At 62.7% G+C, this 15,887-nt stretch carries 12 protein-coding genes; 5 read left to right on the plus strand and 7 right to left on the minus strand.

From position 1 onward, the window contains the following. Positions 1-62: 62 nt before the first annotated feature. Entirely contained in the window at positions 63-881 is an 819-nt protein-coding gene (locus PQR53_RS04870) for a DeoR/GlpR family DNA-binding transcription regulator (protein ID WP_408451446.1), read from the plus strand. Positions 882-1,005: 124 nt separating this feature from the next. On the opposite strand, the gene PQR53_RS04875 is transcribed toward PQR53_RS04870, so the two are convergent. Genes PQR53_RS04875 through PQR53_RS04885 form a run of 3 tightly spaced genes read right to left on the minus strand, consistent with a single transcriptional unit; the run spans position 1,006 to position 4,900 of the window. Continuing rightward, on the minus strand, positions 1,006-2,391 hold the full coding sequence (locus PQR53_RS04875) for a c-type cytochrome (RefSeq protein ID WP_408451447.1): 1,386 nt from the start codon (positions 2,389-2,391) through the stop codon (positions 1,006-1,008). After that, the gene (locus tag PQR53_RS04880) at positions 2,388-4,166 is read right to left on the minus strand and encodes a GMC family oxidoreductase (protein WP_408451448.1); all 1,779 of its coding nucleotides are present in this window, start codon (positions 4,164-4,166) and stop codon (positions 2,388-2,390) included. The genes PQR53_RS04875 and PQR53_RS04880 overlap by 4 nt, the downstream gene beginning before the upstream one ends. Further along, entirely contained in the window at positions 4,166-4,900 is a 735-nt protein-coding gene (locus PQR53_RS04885) for a gluconate 2-dehydrogenase subunit 3 family protein (protein WP_408451449.1), read from the minus strand. Before PQR53_RS04885 ends, PQR53_RS04880 begins: the two co-directional genes overlap by 1 nt. Before the next feature lie 381 nt (positions 4,901-5,281). Here PQR53_RS04885 and PQR53_RS04890 point away from each other — a divergent pair, with 381 nt between their 5' ends. From PQR53_RS04890 to PQR53_RS04900, 3 genes are all read left to right on the plus strand, one after another. Beyond that, a complete protein-coding gene (locus tag PQR53_RS04890; RefSeq protein WP_408451450.1) occupies positions 5,282-6,184 on the plus strand; it encodes a LysR family transcriptional regulator in 903 nt (300 codons plus the stop codon). 106 nt (positions 6,185-6,290) lie between these two features. Then, positions 6,291-8,258, plus strand: a complete 1,968-nt coding sequence (locus PQR53_RS04895) for an aconitase family protein (RefSeq protein WP_408451451.1) — start codon at positions 6,291-6,293, stop codon at positions 8,256-8,258. A gap of 151 nt (positions 8,259-8,409) precedes the next feature. Then, the gene (locus tag PQR53_RS04900) at positions 8,410-9,891 is read left to right on the plus strand and encodes an MFS transporter (RefSeq protein ID WP_408451452.1); all 1,482 of its coding nucleotides are present in this window, start codon (positions 8,410-8,412) and stop codon (positions 9,889-9,891) included. A gap of 71 nt (positions 9,892-9,962) precedes the next feature. On the opposite strand, the gene PQR53_RS04905 is transcribed toward PQR53_RS04900, so the two are convergent. Further along, on the minus strand, positions 9,963-12,329 hold the full coding sequence (locus PQR53_RS04905; RefSeq protein WP_408451453.1) for a DNA polymerase II: 2,367 nt from the start codon (positions 12,327-12,329) through the stop codon (positions 9,963-9,965). A 269-nt stretch (positions 12,330-12,598) separates the two neighbouring features. Between PQR53_RS04905 and PQR53_RS04910 the strand changes: the two genes are divergently transcribed. Beyond that, positions 12,599-13,024 (plus strand): PRC-barrel domain-containing protein, encoded by a 426-nt coding sequence (locus tag PQR53_RS04910; RefSeq protein WP_323046837.1) that lies wholly within the window; start codon positions 12,599-12,601, stop codon positions 13,022-13,024. Positions 13,025-13,174: 150 nt separating this feature from the next. Here PQR53_RS04910 and PQR53_RS04915 read toward each other — a convergent pair whose 3' ends face one another. Genes PQR53_RS04915 through PQR53_RS04925 form a run of 3 tightly spaced genes read right to left on the minus strand, consistent with a single transcriptional unit; the run spans position 13,175 to position 15,853 of the window. Further along, the gene (locus tag PQR53_RS04915; RefSeq protein WP_408451454.1) at positions 13,175-14,185 is read right to left on the minus strand and encodes a DUF2891 domain-containing protein; all 1,011 of its coding nucleotides are present in this window, start codon (positions 14,183-14,185) and stop codon (positions 13,175-13,177) included. Positions 14,186-14,195: 10 nt separating this feature from the next. Next, positions 14,196-15,146: a DUF979 domain-containing protein gene (locus tag PQR53_RS04920; protein ID WP_408451455.1), complete on the minus strand. Its 951-nt coding sequence runs from the start codon at positions 15,144-15,146 to the stop codon at positions 14,196-14,198. Next, the gene (locus PQR53_RS04925; RefSeq protein ID WP_408451456.1) at positions 15,143-15,853 is read right to left on the minus strand and encodes a DUF969 domain-containing protein; all 711 of its coding nucleotides are present in this window, start codon (positions 15,851-15,853) and stop codon (positions 15,143-15,145) included. Before PQR53_RS04925 ends, PQR53_RS04920 begins: the two co-directional genes overlap by 4 nt. Positions 15,854-15,887: the final 34 nt, after the last annotated feature.

Below are 15,887 nucleotides of genomic sequence, written 5' to 3' on the forward strand. Positions count from 1 at the left end.
CCCGCCGTGTCATCCCGCTCGGGTTGAGCACGGCGCGTCACAGCTCGCATTCAGGATCTGCCATGCCCAGTCACACCGAACCCGGCGCATCTGCCGCGCTCGACACCCCGCTGATTCCGGATCAACGGCGCGAATCGATGTTGCGTCAGTTGCGACGCCACAAAGTGTTGAGCGTCCATCAACTCACGGTCATGTTCGACTGCTCGCACATGACGGTGCGGCGCGATATCGCCGTGCTCGAACAGGCCGGGTTGGTCTATTCGGTTCCGGGCGGGGTACGGATTGCGAGCCAGTTGAACAGCGAGCCGAGTCACCAGTCGAAAGCGCTGATTGAGCAACCGCAGAAACAGGCCATAGCCGTGTGCGCGGCCGCGTTCCTGCGTGCTGGCATGACGGCGTATCTCGATGCGGGCACGACCACGCTCACACTCGTGCCGCACATCCTTGCCTTGAGCGATATGACGGTCGTCACCAACGACTTTCCGATCGTGCAGGAGCTGGCCGAGGCGACCCATGTGAACGTGATCCATACCGGCGGCATGCTCGACCACGCGAATCGCTCGGGCGTGGGCGGTCTCGCGGCCGCCACGCTGCGCCACATCGCGGTCGACGTGGCGTTTATCTCCGCCAGTTCGTGGGATTTGCGGCGCGGCGTGACCACGCCGTCCGCCCCGAAAGTGGAAGTCAAACAGGCCGCCATGGCGGCTGCGGCGCAAACCGTATTGCTCGCGACCAGTTCCAAATACGGCACGTTCGGCTTGTACAAGGTCGCCAGGCTCGAACAATTCGACCACGTGATCAGCGACGAAGGACTGACTGAAGCTGCCGCGGTGGGGATCCGCGAAGCCGGCGTCGATCTGACGATCGCCAAGGGCGAGTGAGCGTGCGGCGCATGCCGTCGGGTGGGTACGGGAGGCGCTTTTAAGCTCTTGACGGCGCCGGCCGCAATCGCGCCGGCGCGAGATCGATAACGTAGCGCGGTCGTAGTCTGGACTCAGTGCGCACTCAATGCGGACTTAGCGCGGCGCCGGGCGGCATCTCGGGCGCATGCACCGTGACGGTCTTGCGGACCTTGGCCACCTCCGCCGCATTGATTGCCGGAGCAGTGTTGCCCCAGCTATTGCGCACGAAGTTCGTGAGGTCGGCGACTTCCTGATCGTTCAGGCGCCAGCCGAACGCCGGCATCGTGAACGAGGACGGCGCGCTCTTCGTGCCTTCGAGCGCGTTGCCGGTCAGCAGTACGTGAATCAGCGAGGTCGCATCGCGGCTCTGCACGACCGGATTGCCGCCCAGCGCCGGGAAAACGCGTGTGTAGCCGCGGCCGTCGCTGCGGTGGCAGGCGGTGCAGTTGTCGCGGTAGACCGCGGCGCCGGGCGCGCTGGCGTCGCCGGTGCGCAACGCGTGAGCCGCCGTATCGTCGTACACATAGGGCGTTTCCTTCGGATCGGTCGACGGCAGCGTCTTCAGGTAACGTGCGATCGCAATCAGGTCGGCGTCGCTCATGTGCTGCATGCTGTGCTGCACGACGTCCGTCATGCCGCCGAAGGCCGCGCTATGCTGGGTGCGGCCGGTCTTCAGGAATTGCACGATGTCGGCCTCACTCCACGTGCCGATGCCGGTGCGCGGATTGCCGCGCAGGCTCAATGGAATCCAGCCGTCGATCGTCGCACCGCCCGCGAGGAACGCCGTGCCGTCCTGGTCGCTCAGCGCGCGTTCCTGCATCGTCGGCGCGCGCGGTGTATGGCAGGCGCCGCAATGGCCGAGGCCTTGCACGAGATACGCGCCGCGTGCGATTACCGGGTCGGTGTAATGCTTCGCGTCGAACGCCACGGGATCGGGCGCGAACATGTAACGCCAGATGCCGAGCGGCCAGCGCATCGACAGCGGCCAGACGATGTCGACCGGACGGTTCGGCTGGTTCACCGGCGCGACGCCTTGCGTGAAATACGCATAGAGCGCGTGCAAGTCGTCTTCACTCAAACGCGCATACGACGGGTACGGCATCGCCGGATACAACGTGTCGCCGTTCGGCCGCACGCCGGCACGCACCGCGCGCTCGAACTGCGCGAAGGTCCACGCGCCGATGCCGGTGTCGCGATCCGGCGTGATGTTGGTCGAGTAGATCGCGCCGATCGGCGTGTCGAACTTCAGGCCGCCCGCGAAGGGTTTGCCCGATTGCGCCGTGTGACATGCAATACAGTCACCGGCTCGGGCGAGATATTCGCCGTGTGCGATCAGGGGCGCGTCGTTTTGCGCAGGGGGCGTCGCCGCATGCGCGGCGAACGGCGTGGACAACGTCACGGACGTAACAGCAGCGCAGACCGACGCCGCGCTGACTCGCCTGAATGCCTGACCCAGGCGCTTGATATCGATCTTTTTCTTAACGCTCATACGCTCACCAGCGGCCCGGGGTTCTTCAGATACTGCGAGCGGATCGCGCGCGCCGACCAATAGGCCAGCGCCGCGACGAGACCGGTTGGGTTGTAGCCGATGCCTTGCGGAAATGCCGATGAACCCATCACGAATACGTTGTGCACGTCCCAGCTTTGCAGATAGCGGTTCAGCACGCTCGTCTTCGGATCGGTGCCCATGATCGCGCCGCCCACGAGGTGAGTGGTCTGATAGCGTCGCGAGTCGAAGTGCGCGCCGAATTCACGCGTATAGACGTTGATGGCCTTCGGCCCCATCTGCTGCGCGATCTTGTGCATCTGTCCGGTCACGTAACGCGCCATCTTGATGTCGTTGTCCTTCCAGTCGAAGGTCATGCGCAACAGCGGCTGCCCATACGAATCGCGATAGGTCGGATCGAGGTCGAGGAACACGTCGCGGTACGACATGTTGGAGCCGTGCGCATCCATTGAAATCGTGTGCGCGTAGTGGTCCTTCACCGCCTTCTTCCAGTCGGCGCCCCAGTTCGGTGTGCCGGCCGGCGTGGCGATGCCGCTGACCGGTTTGGTGCCGGCCTGATTTACCCACAACGGCGAGCCGCCGACAAAGCCGAGCGGACCGTGATCGAAGTTGTCGGCATTGAAGTCGTCCACCGCGACGCCATTGCCGCCCGCGCCGATGAACGGATTGGTGAAGGTGTCCTTGTCGAAGAACGCGGTAATGGTCGACAGGTTCTGATACGCGAAATTGCGGCCGACCACGCCTTCGCCCGTGACCGGATCGTACGGCTTGCCGATGCCCGACAGCAGAAGCAGATGCACGTTGTGATACTGGAACGCCGCGACGATCACGAGGTCGGCGGGCTGGAACACTTCGTTGCCGGCCGGGTCGACGTAGGTCACGCCCGTGGCGCGCTTTTTCGTATCGTCCAGTTCGACGCGCAGCACGTGGCAGCGCGAACGCAGTTCGAAGTTCGGCGACAGCTTGAGTGCGGGCAGAATGTTCAGATTCGGCGAGGCCTTCGAATACATGTAGCACGCGTAACCGCTGCAGAATCCGCAGAAGTTGCACGGTCCCATCTGCACGCCGTACGGATTCGTGTACGGACCCGACGTATTCGCCGAAGGCAAACGGTAAGGGTTTAGTCCGAGTTCGCGCGCGGCCTTGCCGAAGCGCTCGGCCGAGTACGTGTTCAACTGCGCGGCGAGCGGGAAGTTGTCGCTGCGCGGCGCGTCGAACACATTGCCGTCCCCGACCACCTTGCCGTTGACCTTATAAGCCTGCCCCGAGGTGCCGAATACTTTCTCGGCGAAGTCGAAATGCGGTTCGAGCTCGTCGTAGCTGACGCCATAGTCCTGGATCGTCATGCCTTCGGGAATGAAGCGCTTGCCGTAGCGTTCTTCGTAATGGCTCTTCAGGCGCAGCTCTTCCGGCGTAATGCGGAAATGCACGCCCGACCAGTGCAGCCCGGCGCCGCCGACGCCTTCGCCCGGCAGGAACGCAGCCAACTGGCGATACGGCAGGGCTGTGTCGTTCGGCGTATGGCGGATCGATACGGTGGTCTTCGAGAGATCGAGGAACAGCTTTTTGCGGACGTTGTAGGTCAGCTCGTCGATCGTGTTCGGGTACGCGCCGTCCGGATAGGTGTCGCGATACTCGCCGCGTTCGAGCGCGACCACTTTCAGGCCGGCCTCGGTGAGTTCCTTCGCGAGGATCGCACCGGTCCAGCCGAAGCCGATGATCACCGCGTCGGCGTGCGGTTTGGTCTGGTTAGTCATCAGGTGCGCTTTCCATCGATCGACACGGGGCCATACGGGTACGCCTGACCGTTCTGATTGACGAAGTCCATGAAATCGGCGCGTGCGCCGGGGAAGCCGATCATCTTCCAGCCGCCCATGTCGCGATTGCCGCCGTGGATCGGGTCGCAGAAGTAGCCTTCGCGGGTGTTTTGCAGCAACTGGCCGAAGAACACGGTAGCCGGCACGTCCGCGAGATCGATCTTGCCGGTCTCGAGCGCGGCGAGCACGGTGTCGCGCGTGGGCGCGTCGAGGGCGTCGAACGAATGGGACCAGGTCTTTGTGCAATAGCCGTTGACCGCTGCAATGCCCAGCCGGTACAGGTCGCGCGGTACGAGCTTCAACTGGTAGCCGAGCTCCGGCACACCTTGCTGGAATGGGCCCTGCATGTACCAGAGCGTCCCATGCGCGTAGGGCGTGTCCATTTGCCGGTCGATGAATTCGGGCACGCCGGCTTCGACCGCGCCCGGGCCTTCGCTGTCCGATGGAATCAGGCGGTCGACCGCCGCGTGGATGAACGCCCATTCCTTCGCGTCGAAGAAATGCGGCTGGTAGTCGGCGCCGGATGCCTGGGCCCCGGCGGGGTTCGCGCCCGACGCCGGCGCGACCGTGGTCGCGGATTGCTTGACTTCGCAACCGGCGAGCGTGCCGGCCGGAACCAGCGCGATGGCCGTGCGTAAAAAGCCGCGGCGAGAGCTGAGAGGGGATTGCGACATAGTCCTTTTCACCAGATTGGAGCGCGCTATCGCGCCTCCGTGACCGTCTTCGGATTGCCGGCGTCATAGTAAATGGAACCGGTTCCAAAGTCTTTTTACTTTTTTACAACAAGCTATTTCGTGAACTGACGAATCGGCGCTTATTGGGGAAAAATCGCTTTTGAATCATAGGTGTTTTTTGGCAGGCGTGACGTAGAACGGGGTGCTTGCGGTCCAGGTGAAACTGACGCGAAAAAGCCACGGTTGAGCGGGGTGCTTGAATAGGCGTGAGGCCGATGAGTCCATCTGGTGTCGCGTGCTGAAAACCGCGCCGTTGCGGCCGGTGCTTTTGTGATTCGTGCAAGGCGAGTCACAATCGGGGCTTCACCGTGAAGCGATCGCATGGAAAACCTCCTCAAGAAACTCGACCTCACTTCGCTGCGCCTGTTCGTCGCCGTCTGCCAGGAGCAGAACATCGCGCGCGCGGCGGAGCGCGAGTTCATCGCGTCCTCGGCGGTGAGCCGGCGCATTGCCGAGATCGAGGCGGTGATCGGCCTGCCGGTCATTCAGCGCCAGTCGCGCGGCATTACCGTGACGCCGGTCGGCGAGACCGTGCTGCGCTATGCGCTCGCGATCATCGGCAACATCGAACAGATGAGCGCCGAGTTGTCGCGCTTTTCGTCAGGCGCGAAGGGGCGGGTGCGGGTGGTGGCGAATCTGTCGTCGATCGTGCAGTTTCTGCCGGAAGATGTGGCCGCATTCGGGCGCGTGTTTCCGGAGGTGTCGATCGAACTGGAAGAGGAAAACAGCGCGGATGTGCTGCGTATCGTCGACGAACACGGCGCGGACTTCGGCATCTGCAACCCGGTGGCGGGCAGCGAGGCGTTCGAACAGCTGCCGTATCGGGAAGACCGGCTGGCGGTGCTGGTGCCGGGCGGGCATCGTCTTGCAAGTGTTCCACGCGTGGCGTTCGCGGAATTGCTCGACGACAGCTTCGTCGGCCTGCGCAGCGAGAGTGCGCTGACGAAGCTGCTCGCGCAGCAGGCGGCCAGCGCGGGACGACAGCTCGATGTAAAGATCCGCGTCAGCAGCCTCGATGCGCTATGCCGGATGGTCCACGCCGGCCTCGGCATCGCGATCGTGCCCGAACAGGTGGGGCTGCTCTATCTGAATGCGCTCGACGTGCGCTTGCTGTCCCTGAGCGATAGCTGGGCTGTCCGGCATCTCATCATGATCTTCAAGTCGCGTGATCAGTTAAGCGCGAGTGCCGCGGCGCTGGTGGGCTTTCTAGGCAGCAAGCCCTAGCCTGCAAGACACCTCGCATCGATCTCCAGGCGAGACGTCTGCGTTGCCGGACCGGCACTTCGGCATCGCGCACGCGCGCCGTATAGTGGGCGCAAGGAGAACGCATATGAGCGATACGATTCGTCTGGACGGCCGCGTGCTGTACCTGTCCCAGGACCCCGCGGTGATCGAGGCACAACTGGCCGGTGAAAATTTCACGCGGGCGAGCGCCGGCCCGCTGCGTGACAACGTCTCCACCGACGAAATCACGCCGGTCACCGTCATGCTCACCTATGACGAACGCCTCGGCCAGTATCCCTACGTCGGCTTCAAGGCGGGCGAGCGCATGCCGATCGGCCGCAACGCGATCAAGGACGGCGGCTTTCAGGTGACAGTGGCGGGCAAGCGCTACGGCAAGGGTTCGTCGCGTGAATCGAGCCCGTTGGCGGAGTTGTCGGCGGGCATTCGCCTGATCGTCGCGGAGAGTTTCGAGCGCATCTATCAGCAGAACTGCGACAACATCGGCATTCTCACGACCACGGATTTTTCCGTGCTCGACCGTCTGAGCGCGGGCGAGGCCGTGCCGATCGATGAGTTTCTCAAAGGCCGCGATGCCCTCACGCAGCAGATCATTCGCAGCGGCGGCCTGCTTGCGTACAGCAAGTTCGCGGACTGGCCGGCGCCGCGTGTGCGGGAGACGGCAAGCGCGGCAAGCACCGCAAACGCAACAAACACCCCCGAGCCGAAGACACTCGTCGAGAAGATCATCGAGCGCCATCTTCATCCCGGCATTGATAGCGCGCGGCGTGGCGACGGCGTGTTCATCGCCGCCGACTGGCGCTTCAGCCACGACTACTTCACCGGCATGTGCGCGCATCTGATGCATCGCGCGTTCGGCAAGCCGGCGCCGCTGCATGCGCCGGATCACATCATCGCGTTTCAGGATCACCTGGTACTCGCTTCGCAAAGCATTCCCCACGTACGCGACGGCTTGCTGCCGGGTGTCGCCAATCTGATGGAAGGGCATACGTCCTTCTCGCGCGACTATCCGGTGCGCTCGCATGGCGCGCTCGACAACGCCCCCGGCTCTGAAGGCATCTGCCATGCGCTGATGGCCGAGCAGTACGCGTTGCCGGGACAGGTGGCGTGTGGCACCGATTCGCACACGCCGCATTCCGGCGCGCTCGGCTGCCTCGCATTCGGTGCGGGCGCAACGGAAATCGCCAATAGCTGGGTGACGGGTTATGTGCGCTGCAAAGTGCCGGAGACCTTGCGGATCGAGATCGGCGGCGCGTTGCGCGACGGCGTCACCGCGAAAGACGTCGTGCTGCATCTGTTGCAGATGGATGCGATCCGCTCGGGCGGCGCAATCGGCCTCGTGTTCGAATACGGCGGCGCGGCGGTGCGCGCGATGTCGATCGACGAACGCGCGACGCTCACCAACATGGTCGCCGAGCTGGGCGGCTTCACCGGCATCGTGGAACCGGACGAACGCACGGTGGCGTTTCTGAAGGAACGCCGCGGCGTCGATTTCACCCTTGAAAACTGGATGAAAAGCGATTCCGGCGCCGCCTATCGCGACACCATCCGCATCGACGCTACCGCCATCGAACCGATGCTCGCGCGTCCGGGCGATCCGGGCAACGGCGTGCCGGCGCCGCAACTGGAGCAGGACGTCGCGATCGATATCGCGTATGGCGGCTCCTGTACGGCGGGTAAGCGCGAAGACTTCGACTTCTATCACGAGGTCTTGCGCTGGGGCGTGGAGCAGGGTCTGCGGGTCCCTGACGGGACGCGTCTGTTCCTGCAATTCGGCACCATGGCGGTGCGCGCGTATTGCGAGAGCCAGGGCTATCTGCCGGTCTTCGAGCGCGCCGGTGTGACACTCGTGATGCCGGGCTGCGGCTCGTGCGCGAATTGCGGACCAGGTCAATCGGCCGAGGCGAACGAGGTGACGATCAGCGCGATCAATCGCAATTTTCCCGGCCGTTCGGGGCCGGGTAATGTGTGGCTGGCGAGCCCATACACCGTCGCGGCGAGCGCGCTGGCGGGAAAAATCACCACCTTCGAACAATTGAAGCGCGCACGCGGCTAGAATGCTGGCCGGACCTTGCGGCCCGGCATCGTGGTGCGCGTGACGCGCGAAGTACGAAAGTACGACTATACGAAAGGCCGGCACGGGACCGGCCCCGGCGTGCATCATTGTGTAACGCCAGCATGACCCGCATTACCAGGAGACAAACAACATGGCATCCCCCGATCAGACCGGGTCCGTCGCGCACAGCGCCGGCGGCGCGGCTTCATCCGCCACCAGCGCCGCCACCGCGAGTGCCGCGGCGTCTACGGCGTCCGCCACGCTCGACGCCGGCAGTATCTCCGCGCGGCTCGACCGCCTGCCCGCCACGCGCTCCATCTGGAAGCTGGTGGTGCTGCTGAGCCTCGGCTTCTTCTTCGAACTTTACGACCTGCTGTACTCGGGCTACGTCGCGCCTGGCCTCGTCAAAAGCGGCTTGCTGACGGCGACCACGCACGGCCTGTTCGGCTCGACCGGCGTCGCGAGTTTTATCGCGGCGTTGTTCAGCGGGCTGTTCATCGGCACGATCGCATGCGGCTTTCTGGCGGATCGTTTCGGACGCCGCGCCGTGTTTACCTATTCATTGCTGTGGTACACGGCGGCCAATGTCGTGATGGCGTTTCAGGAAACGGCCACGGGTTTGAATTTCTGGCGCTTCGTGGCGGGCATCGGCATTGGCGTCGAACTGGTGACGATCGGCACGTATATTTCGGAACTGGTGCCCAAACAGATTCGCGGCCGCGCGTTCGCGTGCGAGCAGGCCGTCGGTTTTACCGCGGTCCCGGTGGTCGCGTTTCTGTCCTATCTGCTGGTGCCGCGCACGCTGTTCGGACTCGACGGGTGGCGCTGGGTGGTACTGATCGGCGCACACGGTGCGTTGTTCGTGTGGTGGATCCGCCGCGCGTTGCCGGAAAGCCCGCGTTGGCTCGCGCAACAAGGCCGTCTTGCAGAAGCCGATCGCGTGATGAGCGAGCTGGAAGCGAAAGTGCGCCGCGAGTACGGCCGCGAATTGCCGCCGCCCGCGCCGCCGGTGCCGGTCGCGCCGCGCGGCAGCTTCCGCGATATGTGGGTGCCGCCGTACCGCAGCCGCACGCTGATGATGACGATCTTCAATATCTTCCAGACGGTCGGCTTCTACGGCTTTGCGAACTGGGTGCCGACGCTCCTGATCAAGCAGGGCATTACGATCACCACGAGCCTGATGTATTCGAGCGTGATTGCGCTGGCCGCGCCGATCGGTCCGGTGATCGGCCTTTTTATCGGCGACCGCTTCGAGCGCAAGACGGTGATCGTGGTGATGGCGGCGGTGAATATCGTGTGCGGGCTGTGGTTCAGTCAGGCGTCCGGCGCCGTGTTGCTGGTGAGCCTCGGCGTGTGTTTGACGCTGGCGGGTAACATCATTTCGTATAGCTTTCACGCCTATCAGAGCGAGCTCTTTCCCACTAGCATCCGTGCGCGCGCGGTGGGCTTCGTTTACTCATGGAGCCGTTTCTCGGCGATTTTCACGGCGTTTCTGATTGCCTCGGTGTTGAAGCACTTCGGCACGTCGGGCGTATTCGTGTTCATCGCCGGCGCGATGCTGATCGTGATGCTGGCGATCGGCCTGATGGGGCCGCGTACGAAGGGGCTCGAGCTGGAGAAGATTTCGAAGTAGTCCCAGGGCCGATGAACCTGCGCCGTGCTGTCACTTGCTAACTTGCGACGCGATGCGACACTGGCCCCGGCTCAGAACAACTGCTTCTGCCCCGACACCAAAGTCGTGAAGTCGTCGCGCAAGAGCGGCAGAATCGCATCGGCTACCGGCTGCAACTGCCGTGTCAGATAGTGCTCGTAATCAATCGCCGAGCGCAGCGTTTCGAGCGGTTCCGGTCCGGCGGTCGTCATCACGTAGCTGATCCAGCCGCCGTTCTGATATTGCAACGGGCGCCCCTGCTGCCGGTAGAACTCGTCGGCCGCGCGGGCGGCGCGCACATGCGGCGGCACGTTGCGCTCGTAATCGCCGAGCGGCCTGCGCAGCCGCTTGCGGTACACCAGTTGATCGTCCAGTTTTCCTTCCAGCGTATCGCGCACATAGTCGCGCACATAATCCTGATAGGGCTGTTGCTTGAAGATTCGCCGATACAGTTCCTGCTGAAACTGCTGGGCGAGCGGCGTCCAATCGGTGCGCACTGTTTCGAGCCCTTTGTAGACGATCTCCTCGCTGCCGTCCGGCAAAATAGTCAGGCCGGCATAGCGTTTCTTGCTGCCTTCCTCGGTGCCGCGAATCGTCGGCATGAAAAAGCGCTTGTAGTGCCGCTCGAATTGCAATTCGAGCGCGCTGTCGAGGCCGAAACGCGTTTGCAGATTTTCCCGCCACTGTGCGTTGATATGCTCGACAAGCGCGCGGCCGATGCGGCTCGCATCTTCTTCGCCATGCGCGTGCTTCAGCCATACGAACGTCGAATCCGTGTCGCCGTAAATGACTTCATAGCCTTGCGCCTGGATGAGCTCACGCGTGGTGTGCATGATTTCATGGCCGCGCATGGTGATCGACGACGCGAGACGCGGGTCGAAGAACCGGCAGCCCGTGGATCCCAGCACGCCGTAAAACGCATTCATGATGATCTTCAGGGCCTGCGATAGTGGTTTGTTGTGCTCGCGTTTGGCGGTTTCGCGCCCTTGCCACACCTGGCCCACGATCGACGGCAAACAATGGCGGGTGCGTGAAAAGTGTGCGCCGAGAAAACCGGGCACCGATTGGTCGTCGGCGGGATTCAGCATGCCTTCCACGAGACCCACCGGGTCGATCAGAAACGTGCGGATGATCGACGGGTACAGGCTCTTGTAGTCGAGCACCAGTACGGAATCGTAGAGGCCGGGCCGTGAATCCATCACGAAACCGCCGGGACTCGCGGCACCGGCGACATCGCCGAGATTCGGTGCGACGTAGCCTTGCCGATGCATCCGCGGCATATACAGATGCGTGAACGCCGCGACCGATCCACCGCTGCGATCCGCGGGCAAACCGGTGACCGTGGCGCGTTCCAGCAGAAACGGCAGCAACTCGGTCTTCGCAAAGATACGGGTGACCAGTTCGCAATCTTTCAGGTTGTAGCGCGCGAGCGCGGGCTTATCCTCGTCGAAACGGCGCTGGATTTCGTCCATGCGCTGGTTCGGATTGTCGATCGCCTTGCCTTCCCCTAATACCGAACGCGAGACGTGTTCGAGGCTGAACGATGGAAAGCTCCATGTTGCCGAGCGCAACGCTTCAATGCCGTCGATGATCAATCTTCCCGCGGCACCCGCAAAGAAATGATTCTGCTTGTGGCCGTGCTCACGCCATTCCATCACCGCACCGCCGCGGCCCAGGCGCAACGGCACGCGATATTGTTCGGCATGCTGTTGCAGCACACGCAGATCGAACTGCACGAGGTTCCAGCCGATGATCGCGTCGGGGTCGTGCCGTGCCAGCCACGTATTCAACTTTTCGAGCAACTGTGCATGGGTTTCGCAGTATTCGAGGTCGAAGTCGACATTGCCGGACTCGCCATTCGGCGGTCCCAGCATATAGACCTGCCGCTGTCCGCAACCTTCGAGCGCGATCGAATAGAGCTCGGCGTGCGCGCTGGTTTCGATATCGAGCGAGACCAGCTTTAGTGGCGGCCGGTAGTTCGTAGCCGGTTTCAATTCGCTGTTCAGAAGCGGGCCGCCTGCTTGCGTGTCGCCGCTGAACCACACCGGCGCGGTGATGAACCGTTCCATCATGTAGCGCTCGGGCGGGAAGATGTCGGCCTCGTAGACGTCGACGCCGCCTTGTTTCAGGCGTTTCTCGAAGCCTGTCAATTGCCGGTACTGCGGGCAATAAAGCCCCATCACCGGCCGATGCTGGAAGTCGCATAGATCGAGCGGGCGCAGATCGAGCGGCGCCTCGCGGCGCAGGACCGTTTCCACGCGCTCGCGATGCGCTGCGGGAATGAAGGCCACCGAAGGCTGGGGCCGCAGGCGGATGTGCCGGGGCCCGCCGTCTGTTGCCAGCCAGAAATCGACTTCCGTGCCGGCGGGCGTATCCCGCCAATGTCGGGTCAAGATGAAACCCTGTTCAAGCTCAGTCAAACTACCACCTCTAAACGGGCGTCATCGCCTGACGCGATTTTACCGTTATGCGGTTGTTACAGTGGCTGTATAGACGCGACCGCAACCGGGTTTGCGGGTAAGTGATGCAAGCCTGCCGCCACAGGATAGTAGGACTGCGCAGAGTCCGGGCATTGGCAGAAGGCAGTCTGGATGCAGACGCGCTGCGTAGTCTGTATGATCGCTTTGCAGCGATTCCCCCGGCGCAGCGCCCTATGCCGGTCAAGTCTACCAGGAGCGGAGTGAGCGATATGAATGTGAGCAAACTTGTTGTTGTGGTCGCGGTAGCTGCAAGCAGTTTTGGTGCACAGGCACAAGTTGCCGGCACGCAACCCTTGAGCGTCACCGTCGCGCAGTCGAATGCCCTGCTGAGCGGCTGGAGTGTGAAGAAGAGCATTCTCGGCAAGGCCGTGTACAACGACCAGAACGAAAAGATCGGTTCGATCCGCGATCTGGTGGTCGCGCCTGATGGCTCGCTGTCCGCTGCAATCGTCTCGGCGGGCGGATTCCTCGGCGTGGCGTCGCATGACGTAGCGGTTCCCGTCGCTGCGCTCGATATTCGTTCAGGCAATTTCTATCTGGCAGGCGCGACCAAAGATGCGTTGAAGGCGACGCCCGAGTTCCAGTACAACAAGGTTCAATCGCCGCCGAAACCTAAAAAGCTGACCGCTCAGTAATCCCTGGGGTCGTGCCTGGAGTAACAGGCAGCGCCAGAATCTCGCGGCAAAAGAAAACGGCGCTTGCAGCGCGAATCGGTAGCTTGCCCAAACCGGTTCACGCTCGCAGCGCCGTTTTTGCCTTCAGTGAGGGCCCTGTCAGCCCATCGCTTACGCTTCCAGAGCGAGCGTGGCGAACGTGCCCAACCAGTGTTCGCCCATATAGTCACCGGCCACGTGCGGCAGGGCGCTTTGAAGATGGCGCTCGGCCGAATCGAACAATACCGTTCGGCGCGCGTCCCCGGCGGGCAACGCGCGGGCCAGCGAACGCTGGCACCATGCGCGGCTCAGATTCAGGCCGTCCAGGTGGGCGATCTTGCCATCGGTGCGGTCGGTCACGGTAACCGGCTCGAACAGCGTGGCGGGCTTTTTGGTGCCAATCTCCGGCAGAAAGCGCCTGAACCATTCGACGAATTGCGCGGGCGGCAAGACACGGCGCATCAACTCCGCCTCCATCAGCGAGGGCGACAGGAACTCGTCGCCGGCGGGCTCCCAGGCCTGGCAGGCGACATCGTTCATAAACCAGCGCTCGGCCGTATTCACCAGCAACGCCTCAAGCGGTTCACGCGAAGTTTGCCGCGCGAAATCGAGCGTGAGCGCCAGCGCGAATGCCATGTTGAAGTGCGTGCCGACGCGCAACGGGTAGGTCGCCTTCGGCAGGAATTCCTCGAAGCGCTCGACAAAGAACTGGGTAAGCGGCGCGAACGTTTTGGACCAGCGCGCGGCTTCCGAGCGCTTCAGCGACTCGAGTTGCGCGCTCAGTGCAAGCAGCCACGCCCACCCATACGGGCGCTCGAAGCCGCGATTGTGCGGCAGGTTGAGATAGGCCAGCTCACCGGCCACATTCGCGGCGGTGAAGTGCTCGTCGACCACCGCGACGATGCGCTCCGCTTCAGGCAGATCCGGAAAGCGCTCGAGCAGATGCAGGATCAGCCAGTAGCCATGCACGCAAGAATGCCAGTCGTAGCTGCCGTAAAAAATCGGATGCAAGGCGCGCGGACCCTGCACGTCTTGCGGACCGTCAAGCGAGTGCGTCAGCTTGTTCGGATACTCGCGCGTGAGGTGGGCGAGTGCGAGATTGGCGAATTTGGACGCGAATTCGGGAGTGAGTTGAACAGTCATCGGCGCCTCCTCAAAAGCGGAATACGAAGAGATACAACAGTATGGTATTGACGATCAGCAATAGTAAAGCAGTCGGCCATTGCGCCTTGATCACGCCGTTCTGATCTTTCAGTTCCAGCAGCGCGGCCGGCACGATATTGAAGTTGGCCGCCATTGGGGTCATCAAAGTGCCGCAGAAGCCGCACAGCATGCCGATAGCGCCGAGAATCGCCGGGTTGCCGTGAAATTGATGCACGATCAGCGGCAAGCCGATGCCTGCCGTCATGACCGGAAAGGCCGCGAACGCATTACCCATGATCATCGTGAAGATCGCCATGCCGAATGTATAGGCGGCGACCACGGCGAAAGCAGAGTCGACCGGAATCCAGGTCTTCACCAGATCCGACACCACATGGCCCACACCGGCGATCGCAAACAGCGCGCCGAGGGCGGCCAGCATCTGCGGCAGGATGGCGGCCCAACCCACGGTATCCATGGTGTGCCGCGCGTCTTTCAACGCGTGCACCGGTGAATCGCGCAACATGAAAAGCGCCGTGCCAAAAGCGACTAGCGTGCCGAGCACCAGCGAAATCAGCGTGACGTTCTTCGCTTCGACGAACGGGACGTATTTCAGCGTCAAGGTGCCAAGCAAGGTGATGATCGGAATCAGCAGCGCCGGAATGAAAAGTTTATTGCCGAAGCGCTGTGCTTTCGCTTCGCGGCGCGCGGCGGCCGCTTCGCTGTTGGTGTCCGTTTTGCCTTTGCCCAGCTTGCCCGAACCGGCGATCACGGCGAGCGCGATGGCAAGGCAGCCGGTCACGAAATGCGGCAGTTCTCCGCCGAACATGAAGGTGACCGCATAGATGCCCCAGAACAGAAAGTTGACGACGCGGCGCGGATTCGAGCGGTCCTGCAGATTGAAGAGGGCGAACGCGGCAAACATCAAACCGGCCAGCACGTAGAGGGATTCGAGCTTGATCATGATTGTGCGATACCTCGTGCCTGGGCCCGTTCCACGCCCAGCGTGGTCATTTTGTGCGACAGATTGCGGTCGAGCAGCATCAGGCGCACGACGTGAATCACGAGTGCGGCGATCGCGGTGGGAATGGCCCAGACCGACACCTGCAGCGGTTCGACCATGACGCCGTTCTGTTCGAGGAAGCCCTTGATCAGCAGGATCGACTGGATCGCAATGAAAATGTCTTCGCCGAAGAACACGGCAATGTTGTCGACCGCCGACGCATTCGCGCGAATCTGCTGACGCACTGCGTCGGGCAGCTCGCCGTAGCGATTGGCGGCGGCTGCCTCGGCCATCGGCGCGATCAGCGGCCGCACCATCTGCGCATGTCCGCCGAGCGATGTGAGTCCGAGCGCGGCGGTGATCTGGCGAATCACGAAATACAGCATCAGCACGCGCCCGGTGGTGGCGGCGTGCAAACGTGAAATCAGGTGTTTGGCCTGTTCTTTCAGGCCGTTGCGTTCGAGCAGCGCGATCACGGGCAGCGTGAGCCAGATCAGGCCCATGTAGCGGTTATCCGCGAACGCCTTGCCGAATGCGCTGACGATCTCCACGGATTGCAAGCCACCTGCCACGCCGGTCGCGATCCCCGCGATCGTCACCACCAGTAGCGCGTTGAAGCGCAATGCAAAGCCGAGTACCACGATCGGCACCCCAATCAAAACCCACATCGTGTTTCTCCTGTGTCGCTGCTATATCGCTGCT

The sequence above is a fragment of the Paraburkholderia fungorum genome (assembly GCF_046027605.1).
GTDB classification, from domain to species: Bacteria; Pseudomonadota; Gammaproteobacteria; order Burkholderiales; family Burkholderiaceae; genus Paraburkholderia; species Paraburkholderia fungorum_F.

Coding starts and splice junctions, on each gene's coding strand:
- PQR53_RS04890 (WP_408451450.1), top strand. CDS start 5,282: ATGGAAAACCTCCTCAAGAAACTCGACCTCACTTCGCTGCGCCTGTTC.
- PQR53_RS04910 (WP_323046837.1), top strand. CDS start 12,599: ATGAATGTGAGCAAACTTGTTGTTGTGGTCGCGGTAGCTGCAAGCAGT.
- PQR53_RS04915 (WP_408451454.1), bottom strand. CDS start 14,185: ATGACTGTTCAACTCACTCCCGAATTCGCGTCCAAATTCGCCAATCTC.
- PQR53_RS04880 (WP_408451448.1), bottom strand. CDS start 4,166: ATGACTAACCAGACCAAACCGCACGCCGACGCGGTGATCATCGGCTTC.
- PQR53_RS04900 (WP_408451452.1), top strand. CDS start 8,410: ATGGCATCCCCCGATCAGACCGGGTCCGTCGCGCACAGCGCCGGCGGC.
- PQR53_RS04895 (WP_408451451.1), top strand. CDS start 6,291: ATGAGCGATACGATTCGTCTGGACGGCCGCGTGCTGTACCTGTCCCAG.
- PQR53_RS04870 (WP_408451446.1), top strand. CDS start 63: ATGCCCAGTCACACCGAACCCGGCGCATCTGCCGCGCTCGACACCCCG.
- PQR53_RS04925 (WP_408451456.1), bottom strand. CDS start 15,853: ATGTGGGTTTTGATTGGGGTGCCGATCGTGGTACTCGGCTTTGCATTG.
- PQR53_RS04885 (WP_408451449.1), bottom strand. CDS start 4,900: ATGTCGCAATCCCCTCTCAGCTCTCGCCGCGGCTTTTTACGCACGGCC.
- PQR53_RS04920 (WP_408451455.1), bottom strand. CDS start 15,146: ATGATCAAGCTCGAATCCCTCTACGTGCTGGCCGGTTTGATGTTTGCC.
- PQR53_RS04875 (WP_408451447.1), bottom strand. CDS start 2,391: ATGAGCGTTAAGAAAAAGATCGATATCAAGCGCCTGGGTCAGGCATTC.